This is a genomic window from uncultured Salinibacterium sp. (genome assembly GCF_963974405.1).
GTDB lineage: Bacteria > Actinomycetota > Actinomycetes > Actinomycetales > Microbacteriaceae > Rhodoglobus.
This window is the reverse complement of record NZ_CAXBBH010000001.1, coordinates 569094-583394: the sequence shown is the minus strand read 5'-3', so window position 1 is coordinate 583394 and position 14301 is coordinate 569094. Positions and strand designations below refer to the sequence as shown.

At 61.1% G+C, this 14301-nt stretch carries 11 protein-coding genes, 3 tRNA genes and 1 pseudogene; 8 read left to right on the top strand and 7 right to left on the bottom strand.

The features are described 5' to 3' along the window. Positions 1–53: 53 nt before the first annotated feature. From AACZ26_RS02815 to tilS, 3 genes are read right to left on the bottom strand one after another with little or no spacing between them, the layout of a single operon-like run. Positions 54–1487, bottom strand: coding sequence for a serine hydrolase domain-containing protein (locus tag AACZ26_RS02815; RefSeq protein ID WP_339618927.1), 1434 nt, complete (start codon positions 1485–1487; stop codon positions 54–56). A 10-nt stretch (positions 1488–1497) separates the two neighbouring features. Beyond that, positions 1498–2049, bottom strand: a complete 552-nt coding sequence (gene hpt, locus AACZ26_RS02810; protein WP_339618926.1) for a hypoxanthine phosphoribosyltransferase — start codon at positions 2047–2049, stop codon at positions 1498–1500. Further along, positions 2039–3118, bottom strand: coding sequence for a tRNA lysidine(34) synthetase TilS (tilS, locus tag AACZ26_RS02805; protein ID WP_339618924.1), 1080 nt, complete (start codon positions 3116–3118; stop codon positions 2039–2041). The genes hpt and tilS overlap by 11 nt, the downstream gene beginning before the upstream one ends. A 48-nt stretch (positions 3119–3166) precedes the next feature. Between tilS and AACZ26_RS02800 the strand changes: the two genes are divergently transcribed. Continuing rightward, the gene (locus tag AACZ26_RS02800; protein WP_339618923.1) at positions 3167–3658 is read left to right on the top strand and encodes an inorganic diphosphatase; all 492 of its coding nucleotides are present in this window, start codon (positions 3167–3169) and stop codon (positions 3656–3658) included. A gap of 105 nt (positions 3659–3763) precedes the next feature. Here AACZ26_RS02800 and AACZ26_RS02795 read toward each other — a convergent pair whose 3' ends face one another. Continuing rightward, positions 3764–5050, bottom strand: coding sequence for a peptidoglycan DD-metalloendopeptidase family protein (locus AACZ26_RS02795; protein WP_339618922.1), 1287 nt, complete (start codon positions 5048–5050; stop codon positions 3764–3766). Positions 5051–5308: 258 nt separating this feature from the next. Here AACZ26_RS02795 and AACZ26_RS02790 point away from each other — a divergent pair. From AACZ26_RS02790 to AACZ26_RS02780, 3 genes are all read left to right on the top strand, one after another. After that, a tRNA-Glu gene (locus AACZ26_RS02790) sits at positions 5309–5384 on the top strand. Positions 5385–5408: 24 nt separating this feature from the next. Continuing rightward, positions 5409–5482: transfer RNA gene (locus AACZ26_RS02785), tRNA-Asp, on the top strand. Between the two features lie 78 nt (positions 5483–5560). Further along, positions 5561–5636, top strand: a tRNA-Phe gene (locus tag AACZ26_RS02780). Positions 5637–7357: 1721 nt separating this feature from the next. Here the strand turns inward: AACZ26_RS02780 and AACZ26_RS02775 are convergent. Beyond that, complete coding sequence (locus AACZ26_RS02775; RefSeq protein WP_339618920.1) at positions 7358–8245, bottom strand: TerC family protein; 888 nt, start codon at positions 8243–8245, stop codon at positions 7358–7360. Positions 8246–8725: 480 nt separating this feature from the next. Between AACZ26_RS02775 and AACZ26_RS02770 the strand changes: the two genes are divergently transcribed. Beyond that, positions 8726–9067: a hypothetical protein gene (locus tag AACZ26_RS02770; protein WP_339620619.1), complete on the top strand. Its 342-nt coding sequence runs from the start codon at positions 8726–8728 to the stop codon at positions 9065–9067. Positions 9068–9769: 702 nt separating this feature from the next. Here AACZ26_RS02770 and AACZ26_RS02765 read toward each other — a convergent pair. Further along, positions 9770–10027 carry a hypothetical protein gene (locus tag AACZ26_RS02765; RefSeq protein ID WP_339618918.1) on the bottom strand — a complete coding sequence of 86 codons (258 nt, stop codon included), beginning with the start codon at positions 10025–10027 and terminating at the stop codon, positions 9770–9772. Between the two features lie 610 nt (positions 10028–10637). Beyond that, positions 10638–10833, bottom strand: a pseudogene (locus AACZ26_RS02760) (integrase core domain-containing protein); the annotation flags it as partial. A gap of 74 nt (positions 10834–10907) precedes the next feature. Here AACZ26_RS02760 and AACZ26_RS02755 point away from each other — a divergent pair. From AACZ26_RS02755 to AACZ26_RS02745, 3 genes are all read left to right on the top strand, one after another. Beyond that, complete coding sequence (locus AACZ26_RS02755) at positions 10908–11351, top strand: metalloregulator ArsR/SmtB family transcription factor (protein WP_339618916.1); 444 nt, start codon at positions 10908–10910, stop codon at positions 11349–11351. Then, complete coding sequence (locus AACZ26_RS02750; RefSeq protein ID WP_339618914.1) at positions 11348–11662, top strand: zf-TFIIB domain-containing protein; 315 nt, start codon at positions 11348–11350, stop codon at positions 11660–11662. Before AACZ26_RS02755 ends, AACZ26_RS02750 begins: the two co-directional genes overlap by 4 nt. A 62-nt stretch (positions 11663–11724) precedes the next feature. Next, positions 11725–14205 carry a heavy metal translocating P-type ATPase gene (locus AACZ26_RS02745; RefSeq protein WP_339618913.1) on the top strand — a complete coding sequence of 827 codons (2481 nt, stop codon included), beginning with the start codon at positions 11725–11727 and terminating at the stop codon, positions 14203–14205. Positions 14206–14301: the final 96 nt, after the last annotated feature.

The following is a 14301-nucleotide window of genomic DNA, read 5'->3' as shown; positions in this document are numbered from 1 at the left end:
GATCAGTTGCGCTGCCGTGACCGGAGTCACTGCGAGCCCCGGCGCTCGGCGCGCTAGTGGTTTTCGGTCGTGACCGCGAACGTTTGCACGCGCGGTGGAAGCTCCGGGCTCATCAAGATGTGGCACTTGATTCGGCCACGCTCACCGTCGATCGTCCAGTTCGTGACTGCCGGAGTATCGCTGAGCGTGCGGGGCAGTTCCGTGAGCGGAGCGGCAGTGAGCGGCCCGACTTCTGCCACAGCCTTCGCAATCGCGGCAACGCGTTCGGTCCACGGAACATCGAGCGCCAGGTTCACCGCAGCGAGTCCCTCTGCGGTCGGGGTATCCCACTCGCGCACAAGTCCATCAAAGACCTCGCGTGCCGCAAGAGTCTCTGGCCAGGCTGCCGCAGGGGTTGTCAGCTCGCCATAAGCATTGAGGGCCGCCTGCAGGGCCTGAGTTGCCGGAATCGAGGATGCCGCAAAAGTGCCATTCTCGAAGGCCACGATTCCGAGCCCGGTCGGCGCATGCCAGCGCATGTGCGCGCTGAAGCCGGGGTAGCCGCCCGAATGCGACACGATCTTCGTCGAACCCTCGTCAACAAATAGACCATAGCCATAACCGTGAGCAGTTGGCTCCGAGAACTCGGCAACCTTCGAGATCCCATCCGGAACAACCCGCTGAATCTGCTGCAACTCCCGACGACTTGCCGAAGACAGCGGTCCCTCTGATGTGCGCTCCGCGTCAAGGGCACCAGCGAGCCACAGCGACCAACGCACCAAGTCAGTCGCGGTAGAAAACAAACCGCCCATGGCCGAAAAGACACCGGGCTTAGTGAACGGCTGAACCTGCCACACGCCATTCGCCAGCCGGTAACCGAGGGCGATATCGGCATCCGGGTCTTCATCGAAGCGTGTCGAGGTGAGACCAAGAGGCTCAAGAATCTCGGCGGTCATTGCCTCGATGTAGCTGCGACCCGTGACCTCCGCGATGACTTCGTTGAGCAGCGCATAGCCAAGGTTCGAATACTCGAAACGGGTGCCCGGCGTGCTCGAATAGCGGATGCCCGTCGCAACGAACTCGTCGAGTTCTGCCCTCGTCATCTCCTCCATGCGGTCGCCCCACGGGTTATCGGTGGGGAACCCGGCCGACATCGTCATGAGCTGACGCACGCTGGGAGTGACAGGAGCGGCCTCGGGAGCAAGCGCTCGGAATGCCGGAACAAAATCAGTGATCGGCGCATCAAGATTCAGCTCGCCGCGGTCGCGCAGAATCAGCAGCATCGTGCACGTGAAGCTCTTCGTGCACGACGCGATACGGAACACCGTGTCGCGATCGGGAGCGGTGCCCTCACCGAGAACCTTCTCGCCGTAGCCGCCCTCCAGAACAATGCCGTCCGGGCCGAAGACCGCAAAGAACGTTCCCGGAGTTTTCTGCTCGGTCACCCGATTTTCAAACAGACCAACAATCTCGTCGGTGGCCTGATCAATTGCCGCCTGCGCCCTCATTCAGCGAGCCCTAGGCGTAGACGTGGGGTGCGAGCACTGCAACGCCGCGCAGATTGCGGTACTTCTCGGCATAGTCGAGGCCGTACCCGACAACAAAAGCGTTGGGGATGTCGAAACCAACGTACTTGACCTCTACTTCGACCTTGGCAGCCTCTGGCTTACGCAGCAGGGTGCAGATCTCCACCGAGGCGGCGCCACGGCTGCGGAGGTTGCCGAGCAACCACGAGAGCGTGAGGCCCGAGTCGATGATGTCTTCAACGATGAGCACCTTGCGGCCCTCAAGATCGCTGTCGAGGTCTTTGAGAATACGAACCACACCCGAGGACTGTGTGCCAGCGCCATACGAGGAGACGGCCATCCAGTCCATCTCCAGCGGCAGGTTGAGTTCACGCGCGAGGTCAGCCATGACCATGACGGCTCCGCGCAGCACACCGACGAGCAGCAGCTTCTCGCCGGCATAGTCGGCTTCGATCTGACGCGCCATGACGGCGATCTTCTCGTGGATCTCATCCTGAGTCAGAAGGACCTCGCTGAGGTCTCCTTCGACATCGCTAAACTGCATCGCGTTCCTCACTGTGGGCCGAAAAGTGGAGAAGGTTCTCTCGTCGTTCAACCCTAACGCCGGGAACGTCAATCGGTCCCTGCCCCCTCCAGTCGGTGACGAGCCGTGCAATCTCCAGAGTGTGGCTGCGGCTCAGTGAAACATGGAACTCGCTCGCGACCGCCAACCTAATTAAACGCTGGCGAAGAGCGGCAGGATTGGCAGCGAGCGCACGCACGGGCAACGAGATTCCGGCCTCCGAAATATCGGCCAAATCTTCTGCCATTTCTTCGGCAAAATGGTCGAGCGCTTCCGCGTCTTCGCGTGCCTGGTCGGCCGTGCGCACTAAAGCGTCGCGGATGCCGGGGCCAAGTTCACTCTCCAGCAACGGCAAAATAGTCTGCCGAACCCGCACTCGCGTGTAGGACGTATCGAGATTGTGCGGGTCATTCCACGCCACGATTCCGGAGTCCTCGCAGCACTGAACTGTCGTGGCGCGGGTGATGGCGAGCAGCGGACGTAGATACTGCCCGGTGTCGACTGCCATCCCCTTCAGGCTGCCCGCGCCACTGCCGCGGGCAAGCCCGAGCAGCACTGTTTCGGCCTGATCGTCGAGAGTGTGGCCGAGCAGCACCCGGAGAGCACCGTGCTCGGCAGCGGCAGCGGCGAGCGCCGCGTAGCGCGCGTCACGGGCGGCAGACTCGGGGCCTCCGGCGTCACCGACGAGAACCGAGCGGATGTCTACGGGGTCAAGCCCTAAGTCGCGTGCTTGCTGCGCGGCGGCGGCTGCGACATCCGCTGACCCCTCTTGAAGATTGTGATTCACGATCACGGCACCGGCGCGCACGCCAGCCTTGGACGCCTCGAAGGCGGTCGCCGCCGCAAGCGCGAGAGAATCAGGGCCCCCGCTGAGGGCGACAAGCACGAGCGGCGTCGACCCGGCACCGGGGCTGCGTGACTCGTCGGCGCCTCGTCCTCGAGCGGCGGGGCGCCCCTCGCTCTGTGGCACCAGAGCAGCCAGTGCGGTGCGCACAGCACGGCGGACATCAGCAATAGCGGGAGTCAACCGGGGGCGACGTTCGGAGTGCATCCAGTAACGTTATTGCAGCAACCCCCCAATTTTCTTAGGAGCACCCAGATGGCCGCATACGACGTTGTCGTTGAGATTCCGCGCGGAAGCCGGAACAAGTACGAAGTTGACCACGAAACTGGTCGTGTTTATCTTGACCGTTACCTCTTCACGACCTTCGCCTACCCCACCGATTACGGCTTCTTCGAGAACACTCTCGGCCTCGACGGTGACCCAGTTGACGCCCTCATTCTGCTCGACGCCCCCACCTTCCCCGGTGTTGGCATCTCGGTTCGCCCCGTTGCTGTGCTCAACATGAGCGACGACGGCGGAATCGACTCCAAGATCATCTGTGTTCAGGCCAAGGACCCGCGCTGGTCGCACATCCAGGATCTGGAAGATGTGCCAGAGTTCACGCGCCGCGAGATCGAGCACTTCTTCGAGCACTACAAGGACCTTGAGCCAGGCAAGTGGGTCAAGCTTGAGGGCTGGGGCAACGCGGCCGAGGCTGAAGACATCGTTCTTGCCGGCTTCGAGAAGCTCAAGGCCGAAGGCCACTAGCCTTCTCTGGTCGCGGCCTTATCGGGCCGCACTGGCGGCTTAACGCGAAATGGCGGATGCTTTCGGGCACCCGCCATTGGCGTTTAAGTAGTGAAGCGCAGATCGTTAGCCGACGCGGATGCCCTGCCTCGACATGAACGAAACCGGGTCGGTGGTGTCCCAACCACTGGGGCGAACTTCGTAGTGGAGGTGGCACCCGGTGGAGTTTCCAGTAGTCCCCACCTTGGCGATGAGGGCACCGACTGCTACGCGCTGGCCCGTGGAAACGCGAAGGCCACCGTCAAGGGTATGACCGTATGCGGTGCGCAATCCGTTCGCGTGCTCGATGATGATGTAGTTCCCGTAACCACCATTCCAACCGTAACCTGCGTAGATAACGGTTCCGCTCGCGGCTGCGTAAATGTTGGTCCCGCAACTGGCCCCAAGGTCAACACCCTTGTGGAAAGTCGAACCATAGTTCGAGCTGTAGCCGTAGACCGAAGTGATATATCCCCTGACAGGGAGAGCCCAACCGCTCAAACTAATTTCACCGGCATCAATATTGGGAACCTGCGCGGCAGCCTCGGCTGCGGCTTGAGCAGCGGCACGTTCTTCTTCACGCTTGCGAACACCGGCGAGGTAGCTGGTCTCTGTTGCCTGGCGAGCAGAAGTGAGGGCGGCAAGCTGAGCGTCGAACTCAATCTTGCGTTCTTTTTGTTCCGCGAGCGCAGCTTCGGCGAGCCTGGATGCCTCTTGCGCCGCAACGAACGCTTTTTCTGCAGCAATCTTGAGAGCCTCAAGTTCAGTGCGAGCAACCTCTGCGGCATCACTTAGCGACTGGGCGATATTGCGGGCTTGCACGGCGCGATCAAAGAGTGCGGATGTCTGCTGCGAAATCTTCGACGACATACCCAAGTTGTAGAGCAACGCGTCGGCGTCTTGTGAGTTGGCGAGAAGGTTGGTGGTCACGTCGCCACTTCCGCCACGGACAAGCCGTGCGGCAAGTTCACCGATGCGCTTCTCAGCTTCGTCTGCTTCGATCGTCGCGGCATCAGCCTGCTCTTGAAGCGTCGCGGTTTGTGCAGACTTGGCCTGGTACTTGGTATCGGCATCTTGCCAGATTGTGCCCTTGTCTTCGGTATCCTTCTGAGCTGCAGCGGCTTGGCTTTCAAGCTGAACGAGAGCGGCCTTGATGCGGTTGACGACCTTCTTGGTCGCGGCCTCGTTGTTGCGGGCGTCAGCGACGTCACTCCAGGTGGGGTACTCAACGGCGAATGCGGCTTGGCTACTACTGGCGGAGAGCGTTGCTCCGACAACAAGACTGAGCACGGCAGTGAAGCCGATTACTCGAAAACCCAGCGCGCGCAACGTGAGCTTCGATGCGGTCCCCCGACTCGCATGTATGACGTTCATAGTTCCCCTCGACCGTGATGAGCGCAGACCAGCGGACACCAGTCACACCAATAACACTGACCACACTAACAACAGATTGAGCAAAAGTCTCAACCTTTCAATGAACGTAGTATCTGTAGGTCCAAGAGTCGAGTACATTTAAGCCTGTTGGAAAACATGTTTTCGGGCGTTGCTTGGCTGGGCTGGTTCTCGGTTTGGTAATTCGCGAAAGGCACCGTATGCTTTTCCCTCGGTAGCTAAGAAGTTCTGTGACTTCGAGGCCCCATCGTTTAGTGGCCTAGGACACCGCCCTTTCACGGCGGCAGCACGGGTTCGAATCCCGTTGGGGTCACCAGACAAACACAGAATTAAATAGCTAGGCCCTGTAGCGCAGTTGGTTAGCGCGCCGCCCTGTCACGGCGGAGGTCGCCGGTTCAAGTCCGGTCAGGGTCGCAAACAGAACGCCTCTTCGAAAGGAGGGGCTTTTTGTGTAGTAGGGGGAAACCTTTACGAGTAAGAGGCAACTCTTACGGCTCTGTAGCTCAGTTGGTAGAGCGCACGACTGAAAATCGTGAGGTCACGGGATCGACGCCCGTCGGAGCCACCATTAGATTCCCAGCAGTAGCTGGATTGTGCGGCTTCTTCACCCCCTTCAAGTTGACCTATCGATTTCGTGGCATAGACGCCGCTCAGTGCCGAATGCGCCACAGCGGGGGACCAGTGCCCGAGGATCGCGTGCACGTCCGGAGCAGAGAGTCCTGCACAAAAAGTATGACCGCGGCCGTGTGCCGAAGATCGTACCCGTGCAGATCTGGCTTATGGGCCCAGAACGTGTGGATGGGTTCGGGCGTGTGTCATGTCTCCTGCCTGCCCATCTGATCTGGCCCAGAGGCCTTCTTCGGCTGTTGCGGTGGTGTCGTTGCAACTCGGCTCGGGCTATTCCTCGGTCTCAGATGTGTGTGCTGGCTCTTGGTCGGGTGGTTGCGTAGTTCTCGGGACAATGCGCGCAGGCGTCGGCCTGCGTCGGTGCGGATACTAAGGATGAGATGGCCGAATGTTCACCTACACGTGGAACAGACATTGTTGTGTCCGGGTTTCTATCCAGACACGGTGCACCGCTGACGCAATTCCAGCACCGCCATCACCAGCGACCACCGCGGGGCCGGGGATGCGTTCCAATAGTGCCGTCCAGACTGCAGTGGATTCACGGGCGCGCTACTGCCAGGCAAGGATCTCGAGTGTTTCGGTGACCGCGATCAGTAGACACCAAGATCCGACCCAGACCCCGTCGATGAGGATTTTATGGTTGGTGGTCTCGACTGGTCCGAGGCGGGGTTCAATATCCCAACACCATGTGTTTGAACGGCGAAGGGATCGGCCAGTGGTGGTGCCCGTGATCTCCGTCAGGAGAAACCGCCGATTCCAAACTTAGGGCGTACCTCGCTATGAATCCCAGAGGACGTGCGGGTATCCCAACGAGGGCCAGCAGCGCTCACCTCCACATGGTGCAGCGAACGAACGGTCGCACTCGCGATAACGACATTGCTCCACCTCCTTCATGTCGGGAACTACCCCTGAGGGCAGTAGGCAACCCAGGTCGAACTCTGGGCGAGTCCGTAAAGTCCGCCCACAGCTTCGGGATCTTGAAAGCGGGCTTCAGCCATGATGCTTCGCCCGGCCGGTGCATGACGCGACAATCCACGAATTGGTCGTTCACTGGCGAGAGTGTCCATCTCAACCGCCCGCGTCCCGAACGTGATTTCTTGAACGCCCTCTTTACGTTCTGCGACATTGGCGCGCTGCTGATCGGCCTTAGTGTACCCGTCGTCGCCCTTGGAGCACCCGAACAGTCGTCTCCCACCCTGACGACAGCTTCCGTCGAGACGCTGCCTCCCGAATCACAAAGCTTGTAAGTCTCAACCTTCCCAAGCGCCCCAACGCACGTGATACTTTCGGCATCGAGACGATCTCGCCCTTACAGGTCACGTCCGCCGCGGAGTCCGGAATGCTGGAGATGTGGCCATCCAATCGCCCGTAAACGATGGATATGGGTGGCGCGACGGTGGCAAGTTCCACAATGGCATCGATATCATGGCTGGCTATGGCTCACCCATAATCGCTGCCTCGTCCGGCATTGTGACGGCAGCGAGCCAGGACAGGGGGTGTGGGCAGTACGTCATGATCGGCCAGGTTGGCGACACCGGCTATTTGACCTTTTACCACCTCCACCTTGAGGTATGTATTGACGGTTCCAGAGTGGATCCATACAGCTAGCTACCTAGAGGATAGCTCTAGATTCAGACGAGCAGCTGGTTTGCGCTGGCCCTTTCACCCACTCTGGTGGGTGCCGGATACAGGCTTGCGGGACAGCGTTACGGAACCGCTTTTCGGATCGTTTGAGGTTGCTGCAGCGACAGCGTCGTCGTCGGACGATTTCACGTAGGCGGATCGGAGCTTCACGGGTTCCGTTCCCTCACCCCGCCGCTTCTCCTGCCTCGCCTTGTAGACAAGGTTCAGCGCTTCAACCACAATCGCGAACGCGATAGGCACGTAGATCAGGGCCTTGTCGATTTTCGCCTCGAAGCCGTCGGCGATCAGGGCCACGCCGATAAGCACGAGGAACGCGAGTGCAAGCATCTTCACTGTGGGGTGCCGGTTCACGAATGTGAAGATGAACTTCGAGGAGAAGAGCATCACTCCGAAGGAGAGAACGACGGCCGCGATAATCACCGGAAGGTTGTCGACCATGCCGACCGCCGTGATGACGGAATCGAATGAGAAGACGATGTCGAGCAGCAGGATCTGCACGATTACCGCACCGAAGGACACGGCTTTGCTCCCTGCAGCCCCCTCCGACTCGGCGCCTTCCAGCTTTTCGTGGATCTCTCCCACTGCCTTGTAGATGAGGAAAAACCCGCCGACGATGAGGATAATGTCGCGGCCGGAGAACCCCATCCCGAACAGTGCGAAGAGATCGTTTGTGAGGGAGATGATCCACGATGCGACGAACAGTAGCCCGATCCTAGTGACCATCGCAAGGCTCAGACCGAGGTTCCGCGCATTAGCTTGCTGGTCGATCGGGAGCTTACTGGCGAGGATAGAGATGAAGATGACGTTGTCGATCCCTAGAACGATTTCGAGCACGAAAAGCGTCAGGAAGGCGGCGATGAGGTCAGGCGACAGCGATAGGTCCACACTCAAGGATACAAGCGCCACGAGCTTGAATCTGCCCCCTATCTCCCACCAGCGTTAGTGCATCAACGTCGCAGTGTCCAAGCAGCCACCCAATCTACGATGACAACTTCGTACGCCCGCGTGCGACCTGGGCTCGAGGAGGCCTCGACCTATGCAAACAGCCGGGCGGCGGTTCACAGAAACTGCATCTCGTTGCGAGCCGAGACGATGGGCTCCGGTGGAATGATCGCTGGCTAGACTGTCGCAGGACCTGCGTGTTTCAGGCCACTGCTCCCGCTTGTGGCCACGATGATCTCCGCGGTCGCAGCAGGGGTAACTTTGGGCGCAATATTCCCGGACGGAGGAGTCAGCGTACTTGCATTCCCAGTTATCGCGATGATTCTGGTGACCTTACTCGGCCGCGGTGTCGGGGTGCGACTCTGGTTGGTTTCATCGGTGGGGTCGCCTTTTACCTAGCTCACATCGAGTAGGCTTTCCTCTTTCTCGGTCGTTTGCCGATGGCTGCACTGGTGCTACTTCACTCACTTTGGTTCACCGCCGGAAGCCTGGCCACTTCGCCTGCGTACCGCTCGCTTCCCGAAAGTCTGGCCCTACACGTTCGGACGGCTGGGGTTGCTGCCCGTAACTATCGCCGGGCTCTGGCTGCTGAGGGATGCGATCGCCTGTACGCGACCGTACGGCGGCTTCCCTTGGGGACGCGTCGCAATGTCGCAGTCAGATAGCTCGCTGTCCTTCCTTATCGGCTGGGTTGGTATGTATGGCGTTGGCGTAATTTTCTTGGTCGTACTCGCTGCTGCTGGCGCGGCAGGAGTGTTTCAGTTCGGGGCCCACCGGCTACTTTGATGACCGCGGCCCGGGAAATCTGCTCGCGGCACGACGTTAGGCGAGGATTCATCTCTACGGTTAGCGCATCGACGTCGTGCTGTGGCCAGAGACATCCGCAGCCCGCAGTCCGCTTAGAGATACCTCTATGGCGACGATATTTGACGATATCTCGCGAAAAATGGCCGCGCCTCTCATTGGTTGGGGAATCACAGAACGCATTGGCCTCACCTACAATACCGAGATCCTTTTGGGGCCCCAGCCAGAGCGCAGTGGACTTCTAGGATAAGAAACGTCCCGTCCCGTTCCGTTCCGCGAGTACGTCTGCGGCGGTGATTTCTGGCGCCCTTTTGCCTCCGATCTCATCGACCTGATCCAGAGGGACTTCACGCCCGGCAGCATGGATTCGATCTTCACGATCGGCGACGCTGCAGTGGGGATCAGCCTCTGATTCGACGTCGTCGACAATCAGGTGTTGCGATAGTCGGCCAGCGACGGCGCCCGTGTGATGTGCGCGTCCTCCAACAACGCCGACTTCGGACGCACCGACCAGAGCGCCCAGCAGTTGGCAATCGACAGAATTCGAGCATTGGATCTGGTTCAGGACGTGCCCCCTGATCGAGTCGACAACATCTGCGACCCTCGTTGGTCGCCAGCTCGAATGGCAAACTATTGGGTTGAGTCTCGGCGCGCTCGCCGCCGCGGCGATGTCGCGCCCTCGGGTCAGCAGACCCCCGCGAGGTCAACGGTGAATTGCTCAAGCAGGGTGTCCACGGCTTCTTGGTCCACTGGAACACCCGTCGTCGCGTCCTGCGCAATCACGACGAGCTCACCCAATGTCGACTTAGCGTCCGCGACAGCTGACGCGGCGGGCTCGGCCGTGATTCCTAGGACGCCAACCCCCAACGCGTCCTCGGCGGCCTTCAACGTCGCGAGAGCCGCGGCGGGGGCAACGGCGATGTCGCCGATAGCAGTGGTCACGTCCGTGGCAACCCGTTCCGCGACTCCAGATCCAGCGCTGCAGGCCGCCCCACTGACTTGACCAGCAACCACATCGGAAACCACGGAACAACCTGTGAGCGTCGCGCCGGCGATGCTAGCCAGCACTATCACTTCTGCGCCCCTGGCGATCCATGAGCGGTTTCGTCTATTTGCCAGCGGGGCGGGTGTGGTCATCTGCATGGTGGCAACCATAGGCAGGCTTGCTCCGGTTTTGCTGTGTCGTGCACGCCCTTGTTTGACGGGGCCTCGAAGCTGGCTCCTGCGTGTACGTTCAAGCGACACCAGCACTGGAGGAGGAGCATAACCACCGACGCTCTGCTCGCTCTCGTGCGAAAGCGCTACCTACGTCCCCCGACTACAAGGGCCCACGCCTTCACGGAAAATCCGTTCGTGAGTGGAGAGACTGCGCCATCACACTGGTGCAGGACAAGCGTTTACAGGTCATTTCAAGCCACGATTACCTGAACACATACATCTGGTCGAGGCCAGCGAGACGTTCCGTAGACCGGCAGGTCCGGGATCTTCGCGAACTCAGGATGCGATAGATCAACGACTTGGGGCGCTGAATGGCATAGCTGTAATTCCCTGTGAGGTTGTGGGCGCGGTCTGAGGGTAATTGTCCGCCGATGCCGGTCGGGTCTGTGGTATTTATAGTGGTGGAGCCAGTGTGGGTACCTGGCTGCGCGTGCTTTGTGGGTTGAGTAGCTGCTCGAGTAGGCCCATTCCTGGGCGAGGGTGCGGTTGAAGCGTTCAATTTTCCCGTTGGTCTGGGGTCGGTTGGGGCGTGCTAAGGACGTGGTGCGGCCCTACCGCCAAACCAGCCCCTTGTTCATATCTGATCAAATGATAAGATATTCATATGATCCGAAGACTTCAGTCCATTCCCAACCCGTCCGGACCGCTGGACGGCGACGGCCGGGCACGGGGTGATGTTCTCCAAGGGGCGCTGCCCTTGACGGAGGATATTGAACGGGTCGCCAGTGTGTTCCGGCTGCTGGGGGATCCCGGCCGCGTCCGGATCCTCGCCACTTTACTCGAAGTCGGCGAGGTGTGCGTGCACGACCTCGCCTCAGTGAGCGGCCAGAGCGAATCCTCGGTTAGCCAGGCCCTCCGCCTCATGCGGGCGCAGCGCGTCGTGAAGACCCGCCGCGCAGGCCGCGTCGTTTTTTACCGGCTCGACGATAGCCACGTCCGGATGCTGCTGGACATGGCGATCACCCATGTCGGTCACTCCCCGGCTATTAGCTCAAGCCCTTCCGGAGTCGAATCCTCTACCGAACCCACCCATCAGGAGTCACTGTGAACCCTTCGCTCGCCACTCCCACCTGCCCCAAAGACGGAGCGGAATTGCGCCCCTATGAAGGCAACGGTGTCGTCATCAATCAATGCGACGGCCGCCGAGGAATCTTCTTGGATCGGGGCGAGCTCGAGTCGTCGATGGACGTCGAAAGCTCCTTCTACGTCGGCCGGAATCCCGCGCCCGGATACCCGCAACCCCAGTACCCAGACCAAGGGGACAGCCGCCGCGGCGGCCACGACGGTCGCGACTCAGGACACGGGGAGCGGACCGACCGCCGGAAGCGCGGCGGATTCCTCAGCAACCTGTTGGGGTAACCCCGACGCCTTAAACCAACACTCCTTACCCGGCTCCACCCTGACACTGGGAATGAACACTCATGGCAACCGACACTCAACTTGACCTCAACACTGTGCTACCCGAGGCATTGGATGAACAGGACATCTGCGTGCAGCAACTGACCGCCGGTCTTCAGTCCCGGGAGGGCGTCATGAATGCCCACGTCAAACGCGCAGACGGCACCGGAGCAGCCCAGCTGTGCGTGCACTTCGAACCGGACGTTATCAGCCTGCAGCGGATCCGTGAACTGACCGTGTCCCTGGGGGCACGAGTGGACAGCGACTTCGGCCACCTCAGCGTCGGAGTAGACGGCATCTCGCGGCCGGCCCGGGCGCGGCTGCTCGAGCAGCGGCTGCGCAGCTTGGACGGCGTAGTGGAGGCCCATGCGTCAGCCACCGGTTCCGTCTCCGTCGAATACCTCACCGACCGCACCTCGGACCAAGCGATCCTGGAACTCCTCGAGCACTTCGGGACACCGCGAACCGGCCAGCCCGGCACTACAGAAAGGCTCGAGTCAGGTGCTGCCCCATTGTCCGCGCACGAGACAGAAGGGCACAAGAAGGATGATCACAAGCACGGCGGGATCTTCGGTGAGCGAAGCGAACTGATCTTCGCGGTTCTGAGCGCCCTTACCCTCGCGACGGGCTTCTTGCTCGGGCTGAGTTCCTCTGTTCCGGACGCCGTCTCGACGGGGCTGTACATCGCAGCCTATTTCTTCGGCGGCTACTTCACGCTCAAGGAAGCCATCCAGACGGTGATGGCCAAGCGATTCGAGATCGACTTCCTGATGCTGGTCGCAGCTGCCGGCGCCGCAGTGCTCGGGGAACTGGCCGAGGGCGCCCTGCTGCTTGCGTTGTTTAGCATCGGCCACGCCTTGGAGAGCTACGCCATGGGACGCGCCCGGCGCGCCATCCAGGCCCTGGCGGAACTCGCTCCGGTGAGCGCGATCGTGAAGCGCGACGGCACCGAACAGGAGATTCCGGTGGGGGAGCTGCGGCTTGGTGACACCGTCATCATCAAACCCAACACTCGCATCCCCTCGGACGGTTTCGTCGTCGTCGGCCAAAGCAGTGTGGATCAGTCAGCTGTGACCGGCGAGAGCATCCCGGTCGACAAGGCCCCGATCAGGCCGGGCGATTCCCGTGTCGAACAGGACATACCCGCGGAGAGCCGCATCTACGCCGGCACAGTCAACGGACCAGGCGCACTCGAGATCGAAGTGACCCGGCTGTCCAAGGATTCCACGCTCGCCCGCGTAGTGCGGATGGTCAGCGAAGCCCAGGCCCAAACGTCCCCGACCCAACGCTTCACGGACCGGTTCCAGCGCGTGTTCGTCCCCGCCGTGCTGATCCTCGTCGTCGTGCTGCTCTTTGCCGGCTTTGTCATTGACGAACCGTTTTCCGCCACGTTGTACCGCGCCCTGGCTGTTCTGGTCGCCGCGAGCCCCTGCGCGCTGGCCATTTCGACACCGAGCGCGGTTCTGAGCGGGCTGGCCCGTGCCGCACGCGGCGGGCTGCTCATCAAGGGCGGCGGTCCGCTGGAAAACCTCGGCACCCTGCGTGCGATTGCCTTCGACAAAACCGGCACCCTCACGGCAGGCAAACCGGAGCTGACTGATGTCGAACCGGCTGACGGCGTCAAGGAATCCGAGCTGCTCAGCGTCGCCTGGGCTGTCGAGTCGCAGAGCGACCACCCTCTGGCCTCCGCTATCGTGACGGCGGCCCGCACCCGACTGGACGGAACACCCCTCCTTTCCGCCGGAGCAGTCACCAGCATCACCGGCCGTGGAGTCAGCGCACTGATCGATGGTGAAGAGATTCACATCGGCAAGCAACGGCTCTTCACGGAAATCGACGGAGCACCGCTAACGAAGAACATCACCGACTCCACCGCCCGGCTCGAGGCGGCAGGGCGGACCACCATGGTGGTCCGCCGGGGATCCCGGTACCTGGGCGTCCTCGGCCTGATGGACACGCCCCGGGACTCCGCGGCGACGGTCGTTACGCAGCTGCGTGCCGCCGGCATCCGTCACATGATCATGCTCTCCGGTGACAACCAAACCGTCGCGAACGCGGTCGCCGGGAAGCTCGGACTCGACGAGGCCCGCGGTGATCTCCTGCCCGAAGACAAGGTGAAGGCCGTGATCGACCTGCGCACCAGGGAACACAAGGTCGCCATGGTCGGCGACGGCGTCAATGACGCACCGGCCATGGCCAACGCCACCGTAGGAATCGCCATGGGCGCGGCCGGCTCCGATGTCGCCATGGAAACCGCGGATGTAGCCCTCATGGGTGACGATCTCGAACGGCTCCCCTTCGCCGTGAACCTGAGCCGCCAGTCCAGCCGGATCATCCGCCAGAACCTTTGGGTCAGCCTGGGTGTCGTCGCCGTCCTCATCCCGGCAACCATCACAGGGATCTTCGGGATCGGCCTCGCTGTCTTGGTCCACGAGGGATCAACCCTACTGGTGGTGGCCAACGCACTGCGCCTGCTAGCCTACCGGGAGCCCAAGACCAAGTAACACTTTCCGACGTGCCTCATCTTCATTGCGCGCGAGGGATTGCTTGCTGCCTCAGCTACTTAGAGCGCGAAGCTTGCCTGTGTGGAAGGCAAAATT